Here is a 24,328-nt window from a genome sequence, read left to right as displayed (position 1 = left end):
TAGCCGGCGCGGCTTTGAGGGACACTAGTGGCCTCTGCAGATCGGAGTTCCCCATGACGGCCAGCGCTGAAAAATACACCTGCCAGACCTTGCTCGACGTGCAATCGCTCACCCCCAGCCTCTTCACTCTGCGCACCACCCGCGATCCGGGGTTTCGTTTCACCGCCGGCCAATTTGTGCGCCTTGGGGTCACCAAGGCGGATGGCAGCACTGTATGGCGCGCGTATTCCGTGGTGTCGGCGCCTTTTGACGAGTACCTGGATTTCTTCTCGATCGTCGTACCGGGGGGGGAGTTCACCAGTGAGCTTAGCCGCCTGCGTGTCGGCGACACGCTGATGGTGGAGCGTCAGGCCACGGGTTATCTGACGTTGAACCGATTCGTCGATGGCCGCGACCTTTGGTTGCTGGGCACCGGCACCGGCGTGGCGCCGTTTCTGTCGATCCTGCAGGACTTCGAAGCCTGGGAGAAATTCGAGCGCATCATCCTGGTGTACAGCGCACGTGAGGCCAGGGAGCTGGCTTACCAGTCGCTGATCAAGGAACTGAGCGAGCGCGAATACCTGGCCGAGTACGCGCATAAACTCACCTACCTGCCCATCGTCACTCGTGAGCAGCACCCGGGCGCCTTGAACGGCCGCATCACCACCTTGATCGAAAACGGCGAGCTGGAGCGGGCGGCCGGGGTAAAACTGAGCCCCGAGCATTCACGCGTGTTGATTTGCGGTAACCCGCAGATGGTCGATGACACCCGCCAACTGCTGAAGAAACGCGACATGAACCTGTCGCTCTCCAGGCGACCGGGCCAGGTGGCGGTGGAGAACTACTGGTAAACGAAAGGCGCCCCTGGAGGCTAATGCCGGTCAGTTAAGGAGGAACACTGTAACTGTGGTGAGCGGGCTTGCCCCGCGTTGGGCTGCGCAGCAGCCCCAATAGGAGCGTCGCAGTATGCCAGGCAACTCCGGGACTATGTTTTGGGGCTGCTTCGCAGCCCAACGCGGGGCAAGCCCGCTCGCCACAGGTTACTGGTTGCCCGTTCCGTCTCTTATCTGACTGGCATTACCCCTGGAGGCGCCTTTTTTGCAAACCGGTGCGGCTTAAAGCGGCTTGTCGTTCTGTGCCTTGAGCAGATCGCGGATCTCGCCCAGCAGCACTTCTTCCTTGGTCGGCGTCGGCGGCAGGCTCGGTGCCTTGGCCTCTTCGCGCTTGAGACGGTTGATCACCTTCACGCCCATGAAGATTGCAAATGCCACGATCAGGAAGTCGACGACGCTCTGGATGAACTTGCCATACGCCAGCACCACGGCCGGTGCATCGCCCTGGGCGGCCTTGAGCGTGATCGCCAGATCACCGAAGTCCACACCGCCGATCAACAGACCGAGCGGCGGCATCACCACGTCGCCTACAAATGAGGAAACAATTTTGCCGAAGGCGGCGCCGATGATGATACCGACGGCCATGTCGACCACATTACCTTTGACCGCGAAGGCCTTGAACTCACTGATCACGCCCATAGGTTATTCCTTGTTACAGATGAGAAGGGTGGTGCCAAGTGTAAGTCAGTCGATGCGGGCTTGCGCGACACAACTGTTAACACTGTTGGTTTTTATCGACACATTAAAACGCAAATAGTTTGCAAAGTGCCACCAATCGCGCGCGAAATACCCGGAAATTCAGTGGGTTACCACACTCATTTATTAATCGGCCTGGTATGAGTTTTCTATTTATCTTCTGACTCTCGGGTCACTAGCCTCTGGCAAGCACAACTGAATGTGCATCAAAAAAACCAGAGGAAACCTTGATGAAAAATCCAACCCGCCGCGGGCCGGTGCTGGCGCGACACGCGCTGCTCCTGGCCACCGCCAGCCTGCTTTCCCTGTCTGTACACGCCGCCAACCTCACCCGCGACAACGGTGCCGCGGTTGGCGATAACCAGAACTCGCAAACCGCCGGTGCCACCGGCCCGGTGCTGCTGCAAGACGTACAGCTGATTCAGAAACTGCAACGCTTCGACCGCGAGCGTATCCCGGAGCGTGTGGTGCACGCGCGCGGCACCGGCGCCCACGGCACCTTCACCGTGACCGATGGCCTCAGCGACCTCACCAAGGCCAAAGTATTCGCCGCCGGCGAGACCACTCCGGTGTTCGTGCGCTTCTCCGCCGTGGTGCATGGCAACCATTCCCCGGAAACCCTGCGTGACCCACGCGGCTTCGCCACCAAGTTCTATACCGCTGACGGTAACTGGGACTTGGTGGGCAATAACTTCCCGACGTTCTTTATTCGCGACGCCATCAAGTTCCCTGACATGGTGCATGCGTTCAAACCTGATCCGCGCACTAACCTGGACGACGATTCGCGCCGGTTCGACTTCTTCTCCCATGTTCCCGAGTCGACCCGCACGCTCACCGAGTTGTATTCCGACGCCGGCACACCCGCCAGTTACCGGGAAATGGATGGCAATGGCGTACACGCCTACAAGTTGATTAACGCCAAGGGCGAAGTGCATTACGTCAAGTTCCACTGGAAGAGCCTGCAAGGCATCAAGAATTTAGATCCCAAACAAGTGGTGCAAGTACAGGGGCGCGATTACAGTCACATGACTAACGACTTGGTCACCCATATCAACAAGGGCGACTTCCCGAAGTGGGACTTGTATGTGCAAGTGCTCAAGCCTGAAGACTTGGCCAAGTTCGACTTCGATCCACTGGACGCCACCAAGATCTGGCCGAATGTGCCCGAGCGCAAAGTGGGGCAGATGGTCCTCAACCGTAATCCGGCCAACGTTTTCCAAGAGACCGAACAAGTCGCCATGGCGCCGGCCAACCTGGTGCCGGGCATCGAGCCGTCTGAAGACCGCCTGCTGCAAGGCCGTGTGTTCTCCTACGCCGACACCCAGATGTACCGCCTGGGCGCCAATGCCCTGCAACTGCCGATCAACGCCCCGCGCGTGACCGTCAACAACGGCAATCAGGACGGCGCGATGAACAGCGGCAAGACCAGCAGCGGTGTGAACTATCAGCCAAGCCGCCTGGAACCGCGTGAAGAGCCACAAGCTGCGCGCTACAGCCAGTTGCCGCTGTCTGGCAGCACCCAGCAGGCGAAAATCCAGCGCGAGCAGAACTTCAAGCAGGCCGGTGATCTGTACCGTTCGTACAGTCAGAAAGAGCGTCAGGACCTGATTGAAAACTTCGGCGGCTCCCTGGCCACTACCGATGACGAGAGCAAGCACATCATTCTCTCGTTCCTCTATAAGGCCGATCCGGAATACGGCACCGGCGTGGCCAAGGTCGCCAAGGGCGATCTGGCCCGCGTGAAGGCGCTGGCCGACAAACTGACCGACTGACCCCGTTGGTTCCGATCGGCGCCCACGCGGGCGCCGATCCCTTGGCAGGAGAACTCCCATGCGTATTTCCATTGGCTTGCTGATCGCCATGCTGGCCTTCACGGCTCGGGCCGAATCCGCCGACCCGGTCGCGCTCAAGGCGCAACTGCAGGACTATTACTTCGACGCCGCCCGCCGTGGCGACCTCGACATGCTCAATACATTCATTGAGTCCGGCTACAGCCTGAACACCCAGGACGACAAGGGCTACACCGCCCTGATCCTCGCCGCCTATCATGGCCAGGCGCCCTTTGTGGAGCGCTTGCTGGACGCCGGTGCCGACGCCTGCGTGCAGGATAAACGCGGTAACACCGCCCTGATGGGCGCGATCTTCAAGGGTGAGCTGAAAATTGCCCAGCGCCTGCTGGCCACCGACTGCAACCCCGACCAGCGCAACGGTGCCGGGCAGACCGCCGCCATGTACGCCGGGCTGTTCAAGCGCATCGAACTGCTGGATGAGCTGAAGGCCAAGGGCGCCGACCTCAACGCCGAAGACCCGGTGGGTAACAGTGCCTCGCGATTGGCCAGCGGTGAAATCCGGACCCCGGCGTCGCGCTGAGCTATCATCGCGGTTTTTCAGTTGGAGGTTCTCGAATGGCAAAGGCCAAGCGCATGTACGGCTGCACGGAGTGCGGCGCGACCTTTCCCAAGTGGGCCGGCCAGTGCGGCGAATGCGGCGCATGGAACACCCTGACGGAAACCATGATCGAGAGCGGCGGTGCGGCTGCGCCCACCGGCCGCGCCGGCTGGACCGGGCAACAGGCGCAGATCAAAACCCTGGCTGAAGTCAGCGTCGAAGAGATTCCGCGATTTTCCACGGCCTCCGGTGAACTGGACCGGGTGCTGGGCGGCGGCCTGGTGGATGGCTCGGTGGTGCTGATCGGCGGCGACCCGGGCATCGGCAAGTCGACCATTCTGTTGCAGACCTTGTGCAGCATTGCCAGCCGCATGCCGGCGCTGTACGTCACCGGTGAAGAATCCCAGCAACAAGTGGCCATGCGCGCCCGTCGCCTGGGCCTGCCCCAGGACCAGTTGCGGGTGATGACCGAAACCTGCATCGAAAGCATCATTGCCACGGCTCGTGTGGAAAAGCCCAAAGTCATGGTGATCGACTCGATCCAGACGATTTTTACCGAGCAATTGCAATCGGCGCCGGGCGGCGTGTCCCAGGTACGCGAGAGCGCGGCGCTGCTGGTGCGTTATGCCAAGCAGAGCGGCACGGCGATTTTCCTGGTCGGCCACGTCACCAAAGAGGGTGCGTTGGCGGGGCCTCGCGTGCTGGAGCATATGGTCGACACTGTGCTGTATTTCGAGGGCGAGTCCGACGGACGCCTGCGTTTGCTGCGGGCGGTAAAGAACCGTTTCGGTGCGGTCAACGAACTGGGTGTCTTCGCCATGACCGACCGAGGGTTGAAGGAAGTTTCCAACCCTTCGGCGATTTTCCTGACACGCGCCCAGGAGGAAGTCCCCGGCAGCGTGGTCATGGCCACGTGGGAAGGCACCCGGCCGATGCTGGTGGAGGTCCAGGCGCTGGTGGATGACAGCCATCTGGCCAATCCGCGTCGGGTGACGCTGGGGCTGGATCAGAACCGCCTGGCCATGCTGCTCGCGGTGCTGCATCGCCATGGCGGCATTCCGACCCACGACCAGGACGTATTTCTCAATGTGGTCGGCGGGGTCAAGGTGCTGGAAACTGCGTCCGACCTGGCCTTGATGGCGGCGGTGATGTCCAGCCTGCGCAACCGGCCATTACCTCATGACCTGTTAGTGTTCGGTGAAGTCGGCCTGTCCGGCGAAGTGCGCCCGGTGCCGAGCGGTCAGGAACGACTCAAGGAAGCCGCCAAGCACGGCTTCAAGCGCGCGATCGTGCCCAAGGGCAACGCGCCGAAGGAAGCGCCGGCGGGGCTGAAGGTCATTGCGGTGACGCGGCTGGAGCAGGCGCTCGATGCACTTTTCGAATAACAAGGGAACCACCCGATGCAACGATCGAACGACTGGGCGGTAGTCGCCCTGCTTGTCGCCCTGACGGGCGCGCCCGCCATGGCCGCGGCTGCCGAGCTGCCGGCCGGTTACCGCCTGGCGCAGACGCTGGCAACCGAAGAGGGCAACCAGCTGCAGATCCTGGAAGACCAGCGCATCAGCGCGCAGATGCATAAGGACAATTGGGGCAGTGGGCTGGATGAGGACTCGTTCGACGAGCCCGGCGATCTGGTCGACAACCCGCTGCTTGAGGCTCAAGTACGCCTGGTGTCGGCCGCCGATAAAGTGGTTGCGCAGCAGGACCTTGGCTACCCGCTGGCCGAGGTCGGTAAAGCCCCGCTCAAGGGTTTACCCGAGCCGGTGTATTTCCTGAGCATCGATGAGACCGCGCCGATGGGCTCCTACAGCGGCCCTGCCACTCAATTGCTGCTGCCGGCCAAACAGCAACTCACACCGCTGAGCTACACCGGCGCGGACGGCAAGCCTCAGCCGCTGACCCTGGCCCACACGGGGAAGGCCGACTGGCAGGTGGCGACGCCGGCCAGTGGCGGGCCGGATGAACTGTTGCAGGTATCGTCCTTTATGGACGGCGACGGCGAGGACGATTTCACCACGCGCTACCAGACGTATCGCTATGTCGACGGGCGATGGCAAGTCACGTCGAGTCAGAAAAAGGGCTACTGGGACATGGAAAACGAATTTCCCGGCCGCGAGGCGTTTCCCTGAGCCTATAGCGCCAGCAAGGCGCCCAACTCTCGCTCAAGTTCATCTTGATCGCCGAGGTTCAATTCGATCAGCCGTCGCAGGTGGCTGATCGAATCCAGGTCGATTTCTTTGCACACAAAGCCCAGTTGGCCGTGATCGTCGTGGGTCAGCCTGACCTGCATCTTGATATGCGCTTTGGGATCCAGGCGGATATCCACCTCGAACGGCAGGTCTTTATTGCCCTTCCAATGTTCGGGCCGCTTTACTGCCAGGCCCTTGAGCGACAGATCCACTAAGGTTACTGGCCATTGCTGCTCGTTTTGGCGAAGTTCGGTTTTCGCATCCAGGGCGATCCGGCGGAAACAGCGGCGGTCGGACGGGTGATCGGTCATGGTGAAACCCTCTGAGGATGGATGGAGTGTAGCCCTGCGCCATCATTGGGCGATTTTTTCTGCTTTTTTCAGCGCTGCAGGGCTCTAGACCAATGGAGGGGGGTGGTCTTTGAGGCCAACAGCGCTAAACTCCGAGTGGCTGTCCTTTCTGTCCACCCTGGCTGGAATATAAAAATGAAAAATAATAATAGCCTGCTACGCCACTTACCCTGGCTGGTGCTGGCAATCGTAGGAGCGTGCGCCCTGGGCGTAGTGGCCTTGCGCCGCGGCGAGGCGATCAACGCCTTGTGGATTGTGGTGGCCGCAGTGGCCATTTACCTGGTTGCTTACCGTTACTACAGTCTGTTCATCGCTAACAACGTGATGCAGCTCGACCCACGGCGGGCCACCCCCGCAGTGCTCAACAATGACGGTCTGGACTATGTGCCGACCAATAAACACATCCTGTTCGGTCACCACTTTGCCGCCATTGCCGGCGCAGGCCCGCTGGTCGGCCCGGTGCTGGCGGCGCAGATGGGCTATCTGCCCGGCACACTCTGGCTGATCGCCGGCGTGGTGCTGGCCGGTGCGGTGCAGGACTTTATGGTGCTGTTCCTGTCCACCCGTCGCAACGGCCGTTCCCTGGGGGATATGGTGCGCGAAGAGATGGGGCGCATTCCGGGGACCATCGCGCTGTTCGGCTGCTTCCTGATCATGATCATCATCCTCGCGGTGCTGGCGCTGATCGTGGTCAAGGCCCTGGCCGAGAGCCCATGGGGCATCTTCACCGTGATGGCGACCATCCCGATCGCGATGTTCATGGGCATTTACATGCGCTACATCCGCCCGGGCCGCATCGGCGAGATTTCCATCATCGGCGTGCTGTTGCTGCTCGGCTCGATCTGGCTGGGCGGGCAGATTGCCGCCGATCCGGTGTGGGCCAAGGCGTTCAGCTTCACCGGCGTGCAAATCACCTGGATGCTGATCGGCTACGGTTTCGTGGCGGCGGTATTGCCGGTGTGGCTGATCCTGGCGCCGCGCGACTACCTGTCCACCTTCCTCAAGATCGGCACCATCATCGCCCTGGCGATCGGTATCCTGGTCACCATGCCCGAGCTGAAAATGCCGGCGCTGACCCAGTTCATCGATGGCACCGGCCCGGTGTGGAAAGGCGGGCTGTTCCCGTTCCTGTTCATCACCATCGCCTGTGGCGCGGTCTCGGGGTTCCACGCGCTGATCTCGTCGGGCACCACGCCCAAGCTGCTGGATAACGAAACCAACGCCCGCTACATCGGTTACGGCGGCATGTTGATGGAGTCCTTCGTGGCCATCATGGCGATGGTCGCGGCCTCGGTGATCGAGCCCGGTGTGTACTTCGCCATGAACAGCCCGGCCGCCGTGGTTGGCGGTGACGTAATGGCCGTGGCGCAGACCGTCAGCAGCTGGGGTTTTGCAATCACCCCGGAAGCGCTGCAGGCGGTGGCCCATGACATCGGCGAAACCACCATCCTGGCGCGTGCCGGCGGTGCGCCGACATTGGCAGTCGGTATCGCGCAGATCCTGCACAGTGTGCTGCCGGGTGAAAACACCATGGCGTTCTGGTACCACTTTGCGATCCTGTTCGAAGCCTTGTTCATCTTGACCGCTGTCGACGCCGGTACCCGTGCCGGTCGCTTCATGCTGCAGGACCTGCTGGGCTCGTTCGTGCCGGCGCTCAAGCGTACCGAGTCGTGGACCGCCAACCTGATCGCGACCGCCGGTTGTGTAGCGATGTGGGGTTACCTGCTGTATCAAGGCGTGATCGACCCACTGGGCGGTATCAACACGTTGTGGCCGCTGTTCGGCATCTCCAACCAGATGCTGGCCGGTATCGCGCTGATGCTCGCCACCGTTGTGCTGATCAAGATGAAGCGCCAGCGCTACATCTGGGTAACGATGCTGCCGGCCGTATGGCTGCTGATCTGCACCACCACCGCAGGCTTCATCAAGCTGTTCGACGCCAACCCGGCAATCGGCTTCCTGTCGCTGGCCAAGAAGTACAGCGATGCCCTGGCCGGTGGCCAGATCCTCGCGCCGGCCAAGAGCATCGACCAGATGCAGCACGTGATCTGGAACGCCTACACCAACGCGACACTGACGGCGTTGTTCCTGTTCGTGGTATTCAGCATCCTGTTCTATGCGCTCAAGGTCGGCGTCGCCGCCTGGGGCAACAAGGAACGTACTGATAAAGAAGCCCCGTTCCAGGCCATTCCGGACGCATGATCGAGGATTGCAGCCATGTTCAATGACATCAGTCGCCTGGGTAAATACCTCGGTCAGGCCGCACGCCTGATGGTCGGCATGCCCGACTACGACACCTACGTCGAGCATATGCAAACCAAGCACCCGGACAAGCCGGTGATGGACTACAAGGCGTTCTTCCGGGAACGCCAGGAAGCCCGTTACGGCGGCAAGGGTGGGCCCAAGTGCTGCTGACCCGTTAGTTCGGGCTGGCGATGATCCACTGTGGGAGGGGGCTTGCCCCCGACAGCGGTGTCTCAGTGACACATAAGTGCCTGACACACTGCTATCGGGGGCAAGCCCCCTCCCACACTTGTTTTGGATTTCTTCAGTTAATAAGGAGAACTGTTTGTCCTCTCCCATTCCAGTGACCGTTCTCAGTGGCTTTCTCGGCGCCGGCAAGACCACCTTGCTGCGCCACCTGCTCAAAGCCGAGCACGGCCTTAAAATCGCCGTGATCGAAAACGAATTCAGCGATGCCGGTATCGACAGCCAACTGTTGGGCGTAGAACCGGTGCAGGTCATGACCCTGTCCAACGGCTGCGTGTGCTGCACTATCCACACCGACCTGACCAAGGCCCTTTACCTGCTGCTGGAACGCCTGGACAGCGGTGAGATTGCTTTCGACCGCCTGGTGATCGAGTGCACCGGCCTGGCCGACCCGGCGCCGGTGGCCCAGACATTTTTCATCGACGAGGAATTGCGCGAGCGCTACATCCTCGACGGCATCATCACCCTGGTGGACGCAGCCCACGCCGAGCACCACCTGACCCAGACCATCGCCCAGGCGCAGATTGGCTTTGCCGACCGCTTGTTGGTGAGCAAGCGTGATCTGGTGGACGCCATCACATTCGACGCTCTCAGCGAACGCCTGACGCGTATCAACCGTCGCGCGCCGATCCACGTCGTCGAGCACGGCAAGATAGATTTGGCTCAGTTGCTCGATGTCCGTGGTTTCAACCTCAATGCCGGCATGAGCCTGCGTCCGGTGAGCCAGGCGCCGTCCATCGACCGTATCTCCAGCCTGGTGCTGCGCACCGACCAGCCGCTGGACATCGACCGCCTCAGTGAATTTATGAACGAACTGCTGGAAGACCACGGCAAGCAATTGCTGCGCTACAAAGGCGTGCTGAATATTGCCGGGGAGGAGCGGCGCATGGTGTTCCAGGGTGTGCTGAAGCTCTATGGTTTCGACTGGGACACGCAGTGGGGCGAGGGCGAGGCTCGGGAGAGTGTGATCGTGTTTATTGCCGATGAATTGCCGGAAGACAAGATCCGCGAAGGCTTTGCCAAGGTCTACCAACCCTGAAGACCATGTGGCAGGGGGCTTGAGCGCATTTCACATTGAAATCTGGCATAAAAAAGCCCGGCTCTAGAGCCGGGCTTCTTATTCAAGCAACTGCAATCAAGCGCCGTATACCGGCAGCTTCTTGCAGATGGCCTTGACCTTCTCACGTACCGCGTCGATCACGGCTTCGTTGTTCAGGTCAGCCAGGATGTCGCAGATCCAGCCGGCGAGTTCCTTGCACTCTGCTTCCTTGAAGCCGCGAGTGGTCACAGCCGGGGTGCCGAAACGCAGGCCGGAAGTGACGAACGGCGAGCGTGGGTCGTTCGGTACCGAGTTTTTGTTCACGGTGATGAAGGCTTTGCCCAGGGCAGCGTCCGCATCTTTACCGGAGATGTCCTGCTTGATCAGCGACAGCAGGAACAGGTGGTTTTCAGTGCCGCCGGACACCACGTCAAAGCCGCGCTCGATGAACACGCCGGCCATGGCCTTGGCGTTCTTCACCACTTGTTGCTGGTAGGTCTTGAACTCAGGCTGCAGGGCTTCCTTGAAGCAGATCGCTTTAGCGGCGATCACGTGCTCCAGCGGGCCACCCTGGGCACCAGGGAATACGGCGGAGTTCAGCTTCTTCTCGATCTCGGCGTTGGCGCGCGCCAGGATCAGGCCGCCACGTGGACCGCGCAGGGTTTTATGGGTGGTGGTGGTGACCACGTCAGCGAATGGCACCGGGTTCGGGTAGACGCCGGCGGCGACCAGACCGGCCACGTGGGCCATGTCGACGAACAGGTAGGCACCGACTTTGTCGGCGATGGCGCGAAAACGCGGGAAGTCCAGGATCTGCGAGTAGGCAGAGAAACCGGCCACGATCATTTTCGGCTTGTGCTCAACGGCCAGGCGCTCGACTTCGTCGTAGTCGATCAGGCCATTGGCATCGATACCGTATTGAACGGCGTTGTACAGCTTGCCGGAGGAGGACACGCTGGCGCCGTGGGTCAGGTGACCGCCGTGGGCCAGGCTCATGCCCAGAATGGTGTCGCCGCCTTGCAGCAGGGCCAGATACACGGCGCTGTTGGCCTGGGAACCGGCGTGCGGCTGGACGTTGGCGTAATCGGCGCCGAACAGTTCCTTGGCACGGTCGATGGCCAGTTGTTCAACCACGTCGACGTACTCGCAACCACCGTAGTAGCGCTTGCCCGGGTAGCCTTCGGCGTACTTGTTGGTGAGTACAGAGCCTTGAGCCTCCATCACCGCAGGGCTGGTGTAGTTTTCCGAAGCGATCAGCTCAATGTGCTCTTCCTGGCGCACGGCTTCTTGCTCCATGGCGGCGAAGAGATCGGCGTCGTACTTGGCAATAGTCAAATCACGGCTGAACATGGCGGTCCTCAAGGATCGGGGGCAGAAAAGGAGGGCATTCTAACCCAATGGGTTTTAGATGGCATATGAAAGGACGTCATGTCGCGGACAAGCGGGATTCACCTCGGGATGGGTGGTGGCTGTGCCGGCCTCATCGGGGGCAAGCCCCCTCCCACCTTCGATTTGTGAATACATTCAAATCTGGGAGGGGGCTTGCCCCCGATGAGGCCAGTGGCCGCACCACACCCTTCAATCGAACATGAAGAGGGCATCATTGCTGAACTGCGCCTCGAACCGATTCGCCGGCATCGGCCGCCCGAACAGGTAGCCCTGGACCTCGTCGCAACCATGTTCGCGCAGGAAGTCCAGTTGCTCATGGGTTTCCACGCCCTCGGCGATCACCGCCAGGTTCAGGCTGTGGGCCATGGCGATAATCGCGCGGGCGATCTGCGCGTCCTGTTCGCCGGACGGCAGGCCGTCGACGAAGGTGCGGTCGATCTTCAGCACATCGATGGGGAATTGCTTGAGGTAGTTGAGCGACGAGTAACCGGTGCCGAAGTCGTCCACCGCAATGCTCAAGCCCAGGTTTTTCAGGCTGTCGAGGATGTGCATGGCTTCGTTGACTTCACGCATCAGGATACTTTCCGTCAGCTCCAGTTCCAGACACGCCGGCGGCAGGCCGGTGTCCTTCAGAATGTTGGCGATGCGCGTGCCCAACTGGCCGTCGGAAAACTGCCGCGCGGAGATGTTCACCGAGACTTTCGGCACGCGCACTTTGTTCTGATGCCAGGTCTTGAGCTGGCGGCAGGCCTCGCTGATGACCCAGTCGCCTACGTCCACCACCAGGCCCAGCTCTTCCAGTACCGGGATGAAATCGCCTGGGGGCACCAGCCCGCGCCGTGGGTGGCGCCAGCGCAGCAGGGCTTCGGCGCCGGTCAGGCGTTTACCATCGCCGCTGAACTGCGGTTGGTAATAGAGCACGAATTCGTTCTGGTCGAGGGCGTGGCGCAGGTCGCTTTCCAGTTCCAGGCGTTCCAGGGCGCTGGCGTTCATGTCGGCCTGGTAGAACTGGAAGTTGTTCTTGCCGCGCTCCTTGGCGTGATACATCGCCGTGTCGGCGTTTTTCATCAGTTGGCTCAGCTCATTGCCATCCTGCGGGCTCAGGGCGATACCGATACTGGCGGTCACAAAGAACTCGCGGCCTTCCAGCACGAACGGCTTCACCAGGCTCGCAAGGATTTGCTCGGCCACATGAATGGCGCGGTTGAGCGCCAGTTCACGATTGACCCGCGGTTGCAGCAACAAGGTGAATTCGTCGCCGCCCATGCGCGCTACGGTGTCGTCTTCGGCCACGCAGCCGAGCAGGCGGGTTGCCATTTCCTTGAGCATGCGGTCGCCGGCGGCGTGGCCCAGGGAGTCGTTGATCGGTTTGAAGCGGTCGAGGTCGAGGAACATCAGCACCACCCACGACTTCTGCCGTTCGGCCGCCTGCAATGCGGTGTGCAGGCGGTCCTGGAACAATGTGCGGTTGGGCAGGTGAGTCAGGGCGTCGTAATAGGCCAGGCGGTGGATGCGCTGCTCGCTGGCCTTGCGCTCGCTGATGTCGCTGAAGAAACACACATAGCTGGCCAGGTCGCCTTCGTCGTCGAACACTGCGGTAATGCCGACCCAGGCCGGGTAATGCTCGCCGTTGCGGCGCTTGAGCCACACCTCGCCTTCCCAGGTGCTGTGCTGGTGCAATTGCTTGAGAACGTAGCGCAGGTGGGCTTCCTGCTGCTCGTCGACGGTCAGCATGTTCGGCAACTGGTCCAGCACATCCGCCACTTCATAGCCACTGACGCGGCTGAACGCTTCGTTGGCCTGCACGATATAGCCGGCCGGGTCGGTGATCAGGATCGCCGATGTGGAGTGCTCGAATACCGTGGCCGCCATGCGCAGGTCTTTTTCCGCGCGGCGTTGCTGGCTGATGTCGCGGCCCACGCCGAGGATGCCCTCGAAGGTGCCGTGCTCGTCCCATACCAGCACCACGCGCAGTTCGATCGGCACTTTGCGGCCATCGGCGCGCAGGCAGTCGAACAGAAACAGCTGGGTCTGCACCTGATCGCGCAGTTTGCTCAGGGCCGCCTGGTCGCCCAGCGCGCGACTGACCTGTTCCACCAGGCTGTAGATGCCGGCCAATTGCTGCGGGTTGGCGATGATCGATTGCCAACCGTTCTTGAACACCCAGTCCACGTCATAGCCCAGCACCGCATTGACCGATGGGCTGATGTAGTTGAGCGCCAGCTGGCTGTCGGTGGAGCAGATCACGTCGCTGATGCTTTCGGCGAGCATGCGGTAGCGCTGCTCGCTGTCGCGCAGCGATTCGCTGGCTTCGATCTGGTCGGTAATGTCCTTGGCCACGCCGATGATGCGCGTGACTTGCGAGCTCTTGTCCCGGGCCAGGGCCTGTTCACGGATATCGAAGCGTCGCCACTGGTTGTTGCGATGGCGAAAGCGCAACTGACAGTGCAGCTGGGTCGCGTAGCCCGCCTGGCGTTGCTGCTGGCGCAGCTCGTGGTAGTGCTCGGCATCTTCGGGGTGGAGCAGGATCTCCCAGAAGTACTCGCCCATTTGCTGCAGTTCGGCGCGGTTATAGCCGAGCGTGTGGCCCAGATGATGGTTGCTGAAAATCATGCGTTGGCTGATCACGTCCTGCACATACAGGTGGTCGGGCACCGTACGGACCACGTCCGACCAGAAGCTTTCGCGCTCCACCAGCGACAGCTCGATCAGCTTGCGGCTGGTGATATCGCTGATGCTGAGGATCACCGCCTTGAAATCGTCCTGCTGCTCCGGCAAGCGCATGACCAGCCACAGGTACTGTTCGTTGCCGGCCACGTCCTTGAGCTGGATTTCCAGCTCCAACTGGTCCTGCTGAGTCAGGACCGCCTCAAGCACCTGATAGCCGATAGAGGTAGCGTTGTCCGGGCAATCGCTGATCAGGCGCTGCCAGGCCTCTTCGCACGAGCCCACGTTCAGCAGGCGCACCGCCACCTGGTTGATTTCAGTGATGCGCAGTTCGCTGAGCACTAGCCGGCACTGCGCCGGGTCGGCCAGTCGCCAGGCCTGCAGTTGCTCGCGGGTCTGCAGGCGAGCCTTATCGAAAAAGGCATTGAGCCCCGACAGGTCCAGCACGCACAGGGCCACGCCGGTGCCTTCGAAAATATCCTGATAACGGCGCCGGCCCTCATGCACCTGGCGCTGACGGCGGCGCATGTTCAGCAGGACAATCACCGGGATCAGCGAGAACGCCAGCCCCAACAGGCATTTACCGATAAACGCCGGCAGCAGTTCTTCGAGCACGGCGGTGCGGTCGAACAGGCCGCGCAGTTGCCAGTCGCTTTTGCTCAGGGGAGTGATCAGTACGGTTTTGTTCAATTCGTCCGGGGTCAGGGCACCGGCCCATTGGGCCGGCATGCCGGTGTCGCGGCTGATCACGCGGTGGTTGAGGCGATTCTCGATGGCCCACGTCGGGCGCTGGCCCTGGTTGTCCTGGGGAGTCAGGTTGGCCAGGTACTCGGGCGCCAGGCGTAGCGCCCAGTAGACCCGCGAGCCGCCGCTGGGCTGGTGGAGCAGCAAATAGATGAGGGAACCGTCGTCGTTGTTGCTCAGGTAATACGCCTGGCCGTGGCTGCGCTCCACCAGTTCGTCGAGCCAGGCGCTGTCCTGGCTGTCCGTGGCACTGTCGCTGATCATCGCGCCGCTGGGAGCCAGCAGGGCGACGCTGCGCAATTCCGGCAGGGAACGCTGCAGTGTGCGCATCAAGGCCTGTTGCTGTTCGCTGTCGCGGGGCGCCTCGACCATCGGCAGCAGGTTGAGCGCGATCTTGGCGCTCAGGGCCATGTTCAGGCTGATTTGTTCGGCCAGGTCGGCGCTGTAGTCGATGGTGTATTGCTGTTGGTTTTTCTGGTTTTGCTGCAGTTGATCCAGCAGTTGCCAGAACAATAAAGCGAGCAGCAGCAGGACGAGCGTCGCCAATGCGCCTTTGAGAGGACCGTGCAGGGGCGCTCCTGGCGCTAGATGAGCGGCGCGCAAAGGAGTTGGCGGCGTGACTTTGGACAAGCTGTAATCCTGCGGTTTGGCTGGACTGGCGCGCGACGTGCACTATAAGCCGGACGCCCGGAGGGCGGCTAGCATGCCTTGACTTGTGGCAAAGTGCCAGTCCCGCCCGACTGAACGTGGCCGCGAGCGGCCGCGTCAGTCGTCCGTTTCAATCGACTTGTTGTCCTGCCTGAGCATGTTCGATCAAGTAGGGGTTACGTAGCTTTGTGAGCGGCAAATGCCGTTCACAGGGATACGTCATGAATAGTTTTCTGCACACTTCAAGCCAAGATGAAAATGATCATGCACGGTTCGAAATAATTAGAAGAAGCGAGCAGGGTGCACCAGAAACAGTAGCTTATATCCGCGACATTTATCAGCGCCGTTACGGGGCCGATATGACGCCCGCTTCCGACTGGCTGGTGGCACGTCGCAACCTGGCCAGTGGTGCGTTGTCGAGCGGCGCCCTGATCATGCTCGCCGCCCTGGGCTGGGTAGCCGGCGCGACGGTGTGCGGCAAGCGTCTGGCGCGGGTGGATTCCGAGAAGACTGACTGGGGTAGGCATGCATTACGATGGAACACACTATTCAGCGCTGGTGATTGAAAGGCAGTTGAGCAGGATTGACGACGAGGGCGAGCCCCACAGGCACCCCGTCGGTCAATTCGTGTTGGTAAAAAAGGCATGCTCCACGGCCACACGGAGGACCAGCGCTGGTTGCTCAAGCCTGGCATGGCCGTATGGATTGCGCCGCAGACCCTGCACGCCGGCATGGTGCACAGCCAGGTCGACCTTATCGTGCTGTACCTGGGCTTCGATTAATCCAAGGATTTCCCACCACCCTTAAACTGATTGAAGCCTCCGCGCTGATCGTTTCGCTGTGCGACCGACTGGCCGAGGAGGCCGTTCGGCCCACCGGCAGCGCGGCAGATCCATCGCGGGGTACTGGGCCAGGCGCTGTGCACCTCGGCGATCCTGCTGGTGATGCTTTTGCACAGTACGCTGGACCTGAACGTGCTGGCCATCAGGTTGTTCTGATGCCGGCTGTGTGACACCGGTCGGCGTTCTGCATCTGTGCACAGGTTCATCTTGACGTAGAATACCGGCCTTTGTTTACACAGTTCATCAGAGGGCTCCATTTTGGCTCAATACGTCTTCACCATGCATCGGCTGGGCAAAATCGTCCCACCGAAGCGGGAAATCCTGAAAAACATTTCGTTGTCCTTCTTCCCCGGCGCCAAGATCGGCGTGCTGGGCCTCAACGGTTCGGGTAAATCCACCCTGCTGAAAATCATGGCCGGCGTCGACACCGAATTCGAAGGCGAAGCGCGCCCGATGCCGGAGCTGAACATCGGTTACCTGCCGCAGGAGCCGATTCTGGATCCGACCAAGACCGTGCGCGAAGTGGTCGAAGAGGCCGTCAGCGTGATCAAAGACGCCCAGGCGCGTCTGGACGAGGTGTACGCCGCCTACGCCGAACCGGATGCCGACTTCGACAAGCTCGCCGCCGAACAGGCCAAGCTTGAGGCCATCCTGCAGGCCGGCGACGGGCACAATCTGGAGCGCCAGCTGGAAGTTGCCGCCGATGCGCTGCGCCTGCCGGCGTGGGACGCCAAGGTCGAGCACCTCTCCGGTGGTGAAAAGCGTCGTGTGGCCCTGTGCCGCCTGCTGCTGTCGGCCCCCGACATGTTGTTGCTCGACGAACCGACCAACCACTTGGACGCCGATTCCGTCGCCTGGCTGGAACATTTCCTTCACGATTTCCCGGGCACCGTGGTTGCGATCACGCACGACCGTTACTTCCTCGACAACGTGGCCGGCTGGATCCTCGAGCTCGACCGTGGCGCCGGTATCCCTTACGAGGGTAACTACTCCGGTTGGCTGGAAGCCAAGTCCGACCGTCTGGCCGCCGAGTCCAAGCAGCAATCGGCTCACGAAAAAGCCATGAAGGAAGAACTGGAGTGGGTGCGCAAAGGCGCCAAGGCCCGTCAGTCCAAATCCAAGGCGCGTCTGCAACGCTTTGAAGAAATGCAGTCGCAGGAATTCCAGAAGCGCAGCGAAACCAACGAGATCTACATCCCGGCCGGTCCGCGCCTGGGTGACAAGGTCATCGAATTCAAGAACGTAACTAAGGGCTACGGCGACCGCGTGTTGATCGACAACCTGTCGTTCTCCATGCCAAAAGGCGCGATCGTCGGCGTAATTGGTGGTAACGGTGCGGGTAAATCCACGCTGTTCCGCATGCTGATGGGCAAGGAAACTCCGGATTCGGGCAGCATTGAAATCGGTGAAACCGTGCAGCTGGCCTGTGTTGACCAGAGCCGTGAGGACCTGGACGGCAGCAAGACCGTGTTCCAGCAGATTTCCGACGGTTCCGACCAGATCCGCATCGGTAACTATGAAATCCCGTCGCGCACCTATGTCGGCCGTTTCAACTTCAAGGGCGGCGACCAGCAGAAGTTCGTCAAGGACCTGTCCGGTGGTGAGCGCGGCCGCTTGCACCTGGCCCTGACCTTGAAAGAGGGCGGCAACGTGCTGCTGCTCGACGAACCGTCCAACGACCTCGACGTCGAAACCCTGCGTTCCCTGGAAGAAGCCCTGCTGGACTTCCCTGGCGCCGCCATTGTGATCTCTCACGACCGGTGGTTCCTTGACCGCGTCGCGACGCACATCCTGGCATACGAAGATGACTCCCAAGCGGTGTTCTTCGAAGGCAACTACACCGAGTACGAAGCCGATCGCAAGAAGCGCCTGGGCGATGCTGCTGCCCAGCCGCACCGCGTACGCCACAAAAAACTGGCCTGATTCGGGCCGGGTTGAAAAAAGCGGTGCCCTCGGGCACCGTTTTTTTTGCACATTTTCCCTGCCCCACATCATTCAACTGTGGGAGGGGGCTCGCCCCCGATAGCGCTTCCTCTGACAGTGCACACCCCAGCTTGGCAATCCCTCTTTAAGTGCATAAAACGCCCATTTCCCTGATTTATTTATATCCATTGCACCATTTAAATTCACAAAGGCGACATTTTGCCCTGTCGCGGTGCGACATGAATTGTTAAAGTCCGGCCCAATCTCATTTTAAAAACAATCAATTTGCCGAGACTCTTCATGATCGAATCCGTCGAATCCTTCCTCGCTCGCCTTAAGAAACGTGACCCCGACCAGCCGGAATTTCACCAGGCAGTAGAAGAAGTCCTGCGCAGCCTGTGGCCGTTTCTTGAAGCCAATCCGCACTATCTGACCTCGGGCATTCTGGAGCGCATGTGCGAGCCCGAGCGTGCGATTACGTTCAGGGTTTCGTGGGTGGATGACCAAGGCAAGGTCCAGGTCAATCGCGGATTCCGCATCCAGATGAACAGCGCGATCGGCCCGTACAAAGGCGGCCTGCGCTTCCATCCGTCGGTCAACCTGGGGGTTTTGAAATTCCTCGCCTTTGAGCAGACCTTCAAGAATTCCCTGACCTCGCTGCCCATGGGCGGCGGCAAGGGTGGTTCGGACTTCGATCCCAAGGGCAAGAGCGACGCAGAAGTGATGCGGTTCTGCCAGGCGTTCATGAGCGAGCTGTACCGGCATATCGGTGCGGATGTCGACGTGCCGGCCGGTGATATCGGCGTGGGTGCCCGTGAGATCGGCTTCCTGTTCGGCCAGTACAAACGGCTGAGCAATCAGTTCACCTCGGTGTTCACCGGCAAGGGTATGGCCTACGGCGGTAGCCTGATCCGCCCGGAAGCCACCGGTTTTGGCTGTGTGTACTTTGCCGAAGAGATGCTCAAGCGCGACGGCCTGCGCGTGGAAGGCAAGCGCGTCGCGGTATCCGGGTCCGGCAATGTGGCGCAATACGCGGCGCGTAAGGTCATGGACCTGGGCGGCAAGGTGATTTCCTTGTCTGACTCCGAAGGCACCCTGTACGCCGAGAGTGGCCTGACCGAAGAACAATGGTCGGCGCTGCTGGAACTGAAAAACGTGCAACGTGGCCGTATCAGCGAACTGGCCGAGCGCTTTGGCCTGGAGTTCCGCAAAGGGCAAACGCCGTGGGCGCTGGCCTGCGACATCGCCTTGCCCTGCGCCACCCAGAACGAGCTGGACGCCGACGCGGCCCGCACGTTGTTGGGCAATGGCTGCATCTGCGTGGCTGAAGGCGCCAATATGCCGACCACGCTGGAGGCTGTGGATATCTTTATCGAGGCAGGGGTTCTGTTCGCACCCGGCAAAGCATCCAATGCCGGCGGTGTGGCGGTGAGCGGCCTGGAAATGTCGCAGAACGCCATGCGCCTGCTATGGACCGCCGGGGAAGTGGACAGCAAGCTGCACGCGATCATGCAGTCGATCCACCACGCGTGCGTGCACTATGGCGAAGAACACGGCCGGGTTAACTACGTCAAAGGCGCGAACATCGCCGGCTTCGTGAAAGTCGCCGACGCGATGCTGGCCCAAGGCATCGTCTAAACCTCGGCGTCGATGTGCAGCACTTCGATCAACTGATCGCCGACGGGGCGCTTCCACAACACCTCGTCACCGATGCGTGCACCGAGTAATGCGCGGCCGAGGGGTGAACCCCAGTTGATCAAACCGGCGTTGGCGTCGGCCTGGTCTTCACCCACCAGTTGGATGCGCTGCTGTTCGTCGTGCTCGTTGGCGAAGGTGACCCAACTGCCGATCTGTACCTGGTCGGTGGACGTGGCAGGCGCCACTACCTGGGCGCTTTGCACCCGCTGGTTGAAATAGCGCAAATCCCGCTCAAGGTCGGCCTGGCGCTGTTTATCGGCCTGCTCGCCCTTGGCTGATTCAGCGCCATGTTCCTGCTGCAACTGAGCGACTTTGGCGTGCAACTGCGCCAGACCTTGCGCGGTCAGGCGGTTGGGTTGCTCACTGACTTGACGCTCCACCGGCTGATCGGCCTGGGCGGCGGCGTTATCTTCATTAACAAAAGCACGGCTCATCATGATCTCCTCTATGGAGCTTGGGCCATGTTCGCCGCGCTTTAGTTTCGCTGGATGTCTGAAAGCGACCTATTGGGCGCGATAGGCCCGAGCCGCATCGCGATCCTTCTCCTGCTGCCACTCACGTTCGCGCTCATCCCAATGGCGCTCTTTGTAATCGCGCAGTTCTTCGTTCTCCCGCATCGCCTTGCACTGGCGAAAACCGTCCTCCCAGCCTTCGGCATATTCGCGCTGCTTCAGATAGCGCGGCACGTTCTTGCGAAACTCCCCGCTGATCACCCCAGCCGCCTGGCGACCGCTGCTGCAGCCATCGTCAAAGCCATCGGCGAACGCCGGCGGATAACCCTTGGCCAATAATTCCTGATGGGTGGTCTGACAACCCGCCAACCCCAGTACCGCATACAACATGACCGCATAGCGCCACATGGCGTACTCCCTGGCCGTTTTACGGCTGATAGGGAAAGTCTAGAAGGGGATTCGTCGGACGGATGTGAAGCGGGTGTGAGAAATGTGTTGGGCTTTACGGTTGACGCCAAACCTGTGCTCAGCTGACTTCAGGGGGGCAGGCCGCCCGTTGAGTGGTCAGCGCCGCATGGTCAGCCAGTTCCTGTTGGATAAACGCTGCAATCATGGCGCGGTACACCTGCTCGGTGACTTGCGGATTGGCTCCCGCCGCCTGCGCCAGATTGCGCACTTTAGCGATCACTTGTTCGACCCGTTGCGGTGCCTTGACGCCATCGGCATCTTTCTTGAAGTGGGCAGCCTGGGAGACGTACCGGCCGCGCTCGGCCAGCAGGGTGACGATTTGCTGGTCGAGGTGGTCGATGTTGGTTCGCACTTCTTCAAGGGTGGTACAGATGACGGCCATGTCGAGTGAACTCCTGATTGTGCAGGCAATGCTAGCAAATGTGGGAGGGGACTTGCCCCCTGATGGCATAGGTATCTACACAGCTTTGGCTTAACGCTAAACGCCCGGCAGATAGAGCTGTTGTGGCGAGCGGGCTTGTCCCGCGTTGGGCTGCGTAGCAGTCCCAAAACCAGCCTCTACAGAGTGTCTGATACACCGCGTTCTTCTTTACCGGGGCTGCTACGCAGCCCAACGCGGGACAAGCCCGCTCGCCACAGGGAGTTTTTTCAGGATCGGAAAAGTTGTGTAGAGACCCATGCCCCGATAGAGGTGTGTCAGCCACTCGATACTGGACTGAACCGCCGCCATCGGGGGCATACCCCCTACCACATGTTCGTTTTCCGGCAGGCGTTGGTCAGTAGTGATACCACTTCACTTCCAGCATCACTTCATTGACCGGCGAAGATAAATGGCTGTATTCGCGCTGGGCGCTCAGGCGCAGGCCCAGGTTGCGCGACAGTTCCCATTGCTGGTTGAGGCTGAGGCTGCGCCGTACTTCGCCATTGGTGAAGAAGTCACCCTTGGCTTCCAGGCTCAGGTTGCCCAGCGGGTTTTTCCACAGCACGCCGGTGTTGAAGCCCGCAGCGGGGGAGATGGCTTCGCTGAAGTCGTTGTTATGCTCCACCCGCACGGTGCCAAGGGCAAAGCCGAGCATGTCGTCGCGCAGTTGCCAGGTGCTGCCGGCGCCGCCATTGACGTGGGCGACCAGGGTTTCGTCGTCGTGTTTGCCCGGTACGCGCTCCAGGCCACCGGTGACTTGCCACGACCAGGGTTGCAGTAACGCGTTGCGTGGAGTCAAGGAGCGGATGGTGGCCAGGTCCAGTTGTTGCAGTTGCCAGTGATTGCCTTCGTACTGGCGCAGTTTCATTTGCAGGATTTCGATCTGCGCGCCTAGGGGGAAGCCTTCGGCGTTGTCGTTGAGGTCGTGGTAAGCCATGCGCAGGCCGTATTCGCCGAAGGCCTTGTCGCCACGGGTGCCGATGCCGGCTTGCCAGGTACGTGATTCATGGCCGTCTTCCGGCAGGCCGGGCGGCTGGATCTTGAGGTCGGGCGCGGGGTTCTGGTTGATCGCGCGCAGCAGTTCGAAGCTGCGCTGGGAGCGGGCGGTGTCGCGCTCCAGGCCGTTGGCGCGGTAGCGGCCCAGGCGGTAGGCAGCGTCGATAATCAGGGCCTGGCGCTCGCGGGGCAGGGCTTTGAAGGCCGCTTGCTGCAATTGTTTCTGGTCGTCGCTGATCTTGAGCACCCATTGCTGCTCGTCGCCGTCCAGGGGTTTGGCGCGTTCAAGCAATTCGCGCTCGCGGGACGGGCGATAGTCGATTTTTTCCACCAGACCGGCCTCTTTCACCGCTTTGACGGTATCGGTGGGGATGGCGGTCAGCGGGAACTGTTCGGTCAAACGCAGGCCGGGGCGGGCGACTTGCAGCAGCTCCAGCAGGCGATAGGAGCAGTTTTCGTCGAAGAAGAAGTAATCGAACTGGATCTGCTTGAGTTCCCACACATGCTCGACCATGCGCTCGGTCTCGACCTGGGTAAGGTTGAGGCGGTATTCCCACAAGTCACGGTTCTCCAGGCTACGGTACTCGGAGAGTTTTTCCTGGTAGGGCACCAGCGCGAACAGGCCGGGGTAGCCACCCATCAGGCCTTTCCAGGCGTAGAGGATGCTGTTGTCCGAGCCCTCGATATACGCGCCGAAGTTGATCGCGTAGCTGAGCAGCGCGGTGTTGTTGCTCTGCACGTCGGCCTGGTCGATGCGCAGCAAGGTGTGGCCGAACATCGACGATGGGCTGTTGAGGTAGGCCGCCGGGAAGATCATCACCGCGCTGTGGGGCGCGACGTCCTTGAACCATTGCTTGAATTCGGCGCAGTCCACGGCGGGCAGGTCGGTCAGGTGCAACTGATCCTTGAGCCAGCGGGTACGTGCGGGGTAAACGCATTGGGCGTGTTTTTCACCCAGGTTGGCGGGCGCATAGAGTGCGTCGACGGTAGCCTTGAGTTCCGCGTCCGGATGGTGAGCGCCATCGGCCGCGAGGAAGAATTTCTTATCGCTGACATAACTGCGCCAGCCTTTGAGCTTGCCGGCTTCGTAATGGCCCAGGGAAAGCCAGAACGGATCGTTGGCCAATTGCTGCAAACGCTGATCATCAAGGTGCGGGGCCGCATACAGCGGGGCGCAGGCGAAGAGTGCCAGGCAGGCAATTCGTTTGAGCATAGAGGCAACTTAAGTCGGAAATAGAAAGACCCAAAGGGGAGGCGGGCCCAAAAATAAAACCCGCGCCTGGAGAGGCGCGGGCCGGTCGAGCTTAAGCCTGGGTCGCGTATTTCGCCAGACGGGCATCGCTTTTCAGTACAGCGAGGGTGTTGTTGTGCACGTCGTCAGCGGTCACGTCAGCCTTGCTGAAGATCTGCTGGAAGTGCTCGTGGGTCACGGCAGCGAAGTGCTCGCGATCTTCAGGGGCAACGCCCAGTACCACGGCGTAGGTGGTCAGTGCTTCGCCATTACCCTTGGCCATGTCTTCGGACAGCTCGTTCATCATGCCATTCATGGCAATCCAGGACTTGCCGCCGTAGGTCAGCGCGCTATTGGTGCTGCAACCGTTGGTACCCGAGGTCATGCCGAAGGTGGCATTACCGGAGGTGCCGTTGGTGGTGGAAGCCAGGAAGTGAGCCGGAGTACCGCGCTGGCCTTCGAACAACATGTTGCCCCAACCGCAGTTCGGGCCACCTGGCGCTTCTGCCATTGCATTGAGGGAGACGACGGTGAAGAGAGTACCGAGAAGGATCCGTTTCATAGCTTTGTTCTCTTTGTGTGCAACCAATGGACAAGGGTTCAGGCACTTCATAGCGCCCCAGGGATCGGTTATTAGTCCAACCCGCGCAGTTTGGAGTTTAGGCACGTTCGAAGGGTTCCGTGTGTTTTTATAAAACCGTTGGCGATTTGATGAAATATTTGCCGGTCGCGTCCCGCGTCTAAGCTTTCCCAGAGACCTGCCTTGCCAGAGCGCGCAAGGGGGAGCCAGAATGCCGTTATCTGCCCCGCCTGATGTAAGGAAGC

Annotated in this window: 21 protein-coding genes; 12 read left to right on the top strand and 9 right to left on the bottom strand. The window is 60.8% G+C overall.

Annotation, left to right across the window (positions count from 1 at the left end; translation table 11 throughout):
• Positions 1 to 53: 53 nt before the first annotated feature.
• Entirely contained in the window at positions 54 to 830 is a 777-nt protein-coding gene (locus tag PSH94_RS21995; protein ID WP_305435787.1) for a ferredoxin--NADP reductase, read from the top strand.
• Between the two features lie 264 nt (positions 831 to 1,094).
• Here PSH94_RS21995 and mscL read toward each other — a convergent pair whose 3' ends face one another.
• Positions 1,095 to 1,511 (bottom strand): large-conductance mechanosensitive channel protein MscL, encoded by a 417-nt coding sequence (mscL, locus tag PSH94_RS21990; RefSeq protein WP_181080059.1) that lies wholly within the window; start codon positions 1,509 to 1,511, stop codon positions 1,095 to 1,097.
• A gap of 287 nt (positions 1,512 to 1,798) precedes the next feature.
• On the opposite strand from mscL, the gene katB reads away from it, so the two are divergent.
• The 4 genes from katB to PSH94_RS21970 are packed head-to-tail and all read left to right on the top strand — an operon-like array spanning position 1,799 to position 6,085.
• Positions 1,799 to 3,340: a catalase KatB gene (gene katB / locus PSH94_RS21985; RefSeq protein WP_305435785.1), complete on the top strand. Its 1,542-nt coding sequence runs from the start codon at positions 1,799 to 1,801 to the stop codon at positions 3,338 to 3,340.
• Between the two features lie 58 nt (positions 3,341 to 3,398).
• Positions 3,399 to 3,938, top strand: coding sequence for an ankyrin repeat domain-containing protein (locus PSH94_RS21980; RefSeq protein WP_181080057.1), 540 nt, complete (start codon positions 3,399 to 3,401; stop codon positions 3,936 to 3,938).
• A 35-nt stretch (positions 3,939 to 3,973) separates the two neighbouring features.
• Entirely contained in the window at positions 3,974 to 5,341 is a 1,368-nt protein-coding gene (gene radA / locus PSH94_RS21975) for a DNA repair protein RadA (RefSeq protein WP_305435783.1), read from the top strand.
• A 15-nt stretch (positions 5,342 to 5,356) separates the two neighbouring features.
• The gene (locus tag PSH94_RS21970; RefSeq protein ID WP_181080055.1) at positions 5,357 to 6,085 is read left to right on the top strand and encodes a hypothetical protein; all 729 of its coding nucleotides are present in this window, start codon (positions 5,357 to 5,359) and stop codon (positions 6,083 to 6,085) included.
• 2 nt (positions 6,086 to 6,087) lie between these two features.
• On the opposite strand, the gene PSH94_RS21965 is transcribed toward PSH94_RS21970, so the two are convergent.
• The gene (locus PSH94_RS21965; RefSeq protein ID WP_181080054.1) at positions 6,088 to 6,456 is read right to left on the bottom strand and encodes a PilZ domain-containing protein; all 369 of its coding nucleotides are present in this window, start codon (positions 6,454 to 6,456) and stop codon (positions 6,088 to 6,090) included.
• Between the two features lie 174 nt (positions 6,457 to 6,630).
• On the opposite strand from PSH94_RS21965, the gene PSH94_RS21960 reads away from it, so the two are divergent.
• The 3 genes from PSH94_RS21960 to yjiA all read left to right on the top strand — a co-directional run bounded on the left by PSH94_RS21960 (position 6,631) and on the right by yjiA (position 10,024).
• A complete protein-coding gene (locus PSH94_RS21960; RefSeq protein WP_034100834.1) occupies positions 6,631 to 8,697 on the top strand; it encodes a carbon starvation CstA family protein in 2,067 nt (688 codons plus the stop codon).
• Positions 8,698 to 8,712: 15 nt separating this feature from the next.
• Complete coding sequence (locus tag PSH94_RS21955; protein WP_003194308.1) at positions 8,713 to 8,910, top strand: YbdD/YjiX family protein; 198 nt, start codon at positions 8,713 to 8,715, stop codon at positions 8,908 to 8,910.
• Between the two features lie 154 nt (positions 8,911 to 9,064).
• Positions 9,065 to 10,024 (top strand): GTPase, encoded by a 960-nt coding sequence (gene yjiA, locus PSH94_RS21950; RefSeq protein WP_305435781.1) that lies wholly within the window; start codon positions 9,065 to 9,067, stop codon positions 10,022 to 10,024.
• A gap of 96 nt (positions 10,025 to 10,120) precedes the next feature.
• Here yjiA and glyA read toward each other — a convergent pair whose 3' ends face one another.
• A complete protein-coding gene (gene glyA, locus PSH94_RS21945) occupies positions 10,121 to 11,374 on the bottom strand; it encodes a serine hydroxymethyltransferase (protein ID WP_017528864.1) in 1,254 nt (417 codons plus the stop codon).
• 228 nt (positions 11,375 to 11,602) lie between these two features.
• Positions 11,603 to 15,454, bottom strand: coding sequence for a bifunctional diguanylate cyclase/phosphodiesterase (locus PSH94_RS21940; RefSeq protein ID WP_181080052.1), 3,852 nt, complete (start codon positions 15,452 to 15,454; stop codon positions 11,603 to 11,605).
• A 239-nt stretch (positions 15,455 to 15,693) separates the two neighbouring features.
• On the opposite strand from PSH94_RS21940, the gene PSH94_RS21935 reads away from it, so the two are divergent.
• The 4 genes from PSH94_RS21935 to gdhA all read left to right on the top strand — a co-directional run bounded on the left by PSH94_RS21935 (position 15,694) and on the right by gdhA (position 19,875).
• Positions 15,694 to 16,038, top strand: a complete 345-nt coding sequence (locus PSH94_RS21935; RefSeq protein ID WP_305435778.1) for a hypothetical protein — start codon at positions 15,694 to 15,696, stop codon at positions 16,036 to 16,038.
• Between the two features lie 78 nt (positions 16,039 to 16,116).
• Entirely contained in the window at positions 16,117 to 16,254 is a 138-nt protein-coding gene (locus tag PSH94_RS21930) for a hypothetical protein (RefSeq protein WP_181080051.1), read from the top strand.
• 318 nt (positions 16,255 to 16,572) lie between these two features.
• Positions 16,573 to 18,237, top strand: coding sequence for an energy-dependent translational throttle protein EttA (ettA, locus tag PSH94_RS21925; protein ID WP_305435776.1), 1,665 nt, complete (start codon positions 16,573 to 16,575; stop codon positions 18,235 to 18,237).
• Positions 18,238 to 18,537: 300 nt separating this feature from the next.
• Entirely contained in the window at positions 18,538 to 19,875 is a 1,338-nt protein-coding gene (gene gdhA, locus PSH94_RS21920; protein WP_305435774.1) for an NADP-specific glutamate dehydrogenase, read from the top strand.
• Here the strand turns inward: gdhA and PSH94_RS21915 are convergent.
• The 5 genes from PSH94_RS21915 to PSH94_RS21895 form a co-directional block, all read right to left on the bottom strand.
• On the bottom strand, positions 19,872 to 20,369 hold the full coding sequence (locus PSH94_RS21915) for a GreA/GreB family elongation factor (protein ID WP_266246847.1): 498 nt from the start codon (positions 20,367 to 20,369) through the stop codon (positions 19,872 to 19,874). The genes gdhA and PSH94_RS21915 overlap by 4 nt on opposite strands.
• A 69-nt stretch (positions 20,370 to 20,438) precedes the next feature.
• Positions 20,439 to 20,795 carry a hypothetical protein gene (locus PSH94_RS21910; protein ID WP_181080047.1) on the bottom strand — a complete coding sequence of 119 codons (357 nt, stop codon included), beginning with the start codon at positions 20,793 to 20,795 and terminating at the stop codon, positions 20,439 to 20,441.
• A gap of 118 nt (positions 20,796 to 20,913) precedes the next feature.
• Positions 20,914 to 21,237 (bottom strand): chorismate mutase, encoded by a 324-nt coding sequence (locus tag PSH94_RS21905; RefSeq protein WP_305435772.1) that lies wholly within the window; start codon positions 21,235 to 21,237, stop codon positions 20,914 to 20,916.
• A 394-nt stretch (positions 21,238 to 21,631) separates the two neighbouring features.
• Positions 21,632 to 23,485 carry a DUF4105 domain-containing protein gene (locus PSH94_RS21900; RefSeq protein WP_253509471.1) on the bottom strand — a complete coding sequence of 618 codons (1,854 nt, stop codon included), beginning with the start codon at positions 23,483 to 23,485 and terminating at the stop codon, positions 21,632 to 21,634.
• Positions 23,486 to 23,576: 91 nt separating this feature from the next.
• Positions 23,577 to 24,065: a DUF3015 domain-containing protein gene (locus tag PSH94_RS21895; protein ID WP_016973832.1), complete on the bottom strand. Its 489-nt coding sequence runs from the start codon at positions 24,063 to 24,065 to the stop codon at positions 23,577 to 23,579.
• Positions 24,066 to 24,328 lie beyond the last annotated feature (263 nt).

It is taken from the genome of Pseudomonas sp. FP2254 (assembly GCF_030687695.1).
Taxonomy (GTDB): Bacteria; Pseudomonadota; Gammaproteobacteria; order Pseudomonadales; family Pseudomonadaceae; genus Aquipseudomonas; species Aquipseudomonas quebecensis.
The sequence above is the reverse complement of the archived record's forward strand: the minus strand, read 5'-3'. Positions and strand labels throughout refer to the sequence as shown.

What these genes read in the sequence shown, in the direction of transcription:
- PSH94_RS21895 (WP_016973832.1), bottom strand. Translation starts at nt 24,065, where the DNA reads ATGAAACGGATCCTTCTCGGTACTCTCTTCACCGTCGTCTCCCTCAAT.
- PSH94_RS21935 (WP_305435778.1), top strand. Translation starts at nt 15,694, where the DNA reads ATGAATAGTTTTCTGCACACTTCAAGCCAAGATGAAAATGATCATGCA.
- PSH94_RS21995 (WP_305435787.1), top strand. Translation starts at nt 54, where the DNA reads ATGACGGCCAGCGCTGAAAAATACACCTGCCAGACCTTGCTCGACGTG.
- mscL (WP_181080059.1), bottom strand. Translation starts at nt 1,511, where the DNA reads ATGGGCGTGATCAGTGAGTTCAAGGCCTTCGCGGTCAAAGGTAATGTG.
- PSH94_RS21960 (WP_034100834.1), top strand. Translation starts at nt 6,631, where the DNA reads ATGAAAAATAATAATAGCCTGCTACGCCACTTACCCTGGCTGGTGCTG.
- glyA (WP_017528864.1), bottom strand. Translation starts at nt 11,374, where the DNA reads ATGTTCAGCCGTGATTTGACTATTGCCAAGTACGACGCCGATCTCTTC.
- PSH94_RS21970 (WP_181080055.1), top strand. Translation starts at nt 5,357, where the DNA reads ATGCAACGATCGAACGACTGGGCGGTAGTCGCCCTGCTTGTCGCCCTG.
- gdhA (WP_305435774.1), top strand. Translation starts at nt 18,538, where the DNA reads ATGATCGAATCCGTCGAATCCTTCCTCGCTCGCCTTAAGAAACGTGAC.
- PSH94_RS21955 (WP_003194308.1), top strand. Translation starts at nt 8,713, where the DNA reads ATGTTCAATGACATCAGTCGCCTGGGTAAATACCTCGGTCAGGCCGCA.
- PSH94_RS21965 (WP_181080054.1), bottom strand. Translation starts at nt 6,456, where the DNA reads ATGACCGATCACCCGTCCGACCGCCGCTGTTTCCGCCGGATCGCCCTG.
- radA (WP_305435783.1), top strand. Translation starts at nt 3,974, where the DNA reads ATGGCAAAGGCCAAGCGCATGTACGGCTGCACGGAGTGCGGCGCGACC.
- katB (WP_305435785.1), top strand. Translation starts at nt 1,799, where the DNA reads ATGAAAAATCCAACCCGCCGCGGGCCGGTGCTGGCGCGACACGCGCTG.
- PSH94_RS21910 (WP_181080047.1), bottom strand. Translation starts at nt 20,795, where the DNA reads ATGTGGCGCTATGCGGTCATGTTGTATGCGGTACTGGGGTTGGCGGGT.
- PSH94_RS21905 (WP_305435772.1), bottom strand. Translation starts at nt 21,237, where the DNA reads ATGGCCGTCATCTGTACCACCCTTGAAGAAGTGCGAACCAACATCGAC.
- PSH94_RS21915 (WP_266246847.1), bottom strand. Translation starts at nt 20,369, where the DNA reads ATGAGCCGTGCTTTTGTTAATGAAGATAACGCCGCCGCCCAGGCCGAT.
- PSH94_RS21900 (WP_253509471.1), bottom strand. Translation starts at nt 23,485, where the DNA reads ATGCTCAAACGAATTGCCTGCCTGGCACTCTTCGCCTGCGCCCCGCTG.
- PSH94_RS21930 (WP_181080051.1), top strand. Translation starts at nt 16,117, where the DNA reads ATGCTCCACGGCCACACGGAGGACCAGCGCTGGTTGCTCAAGCCTGGC.
- PSH94_RS21980 (WP_181080057.1), top strand. Translation starts at nt 3,399, where the DNA reads ATGCGTATTTCCATTGGCTTGCTGATCGCCATGCTGGCCTTCACGGCT.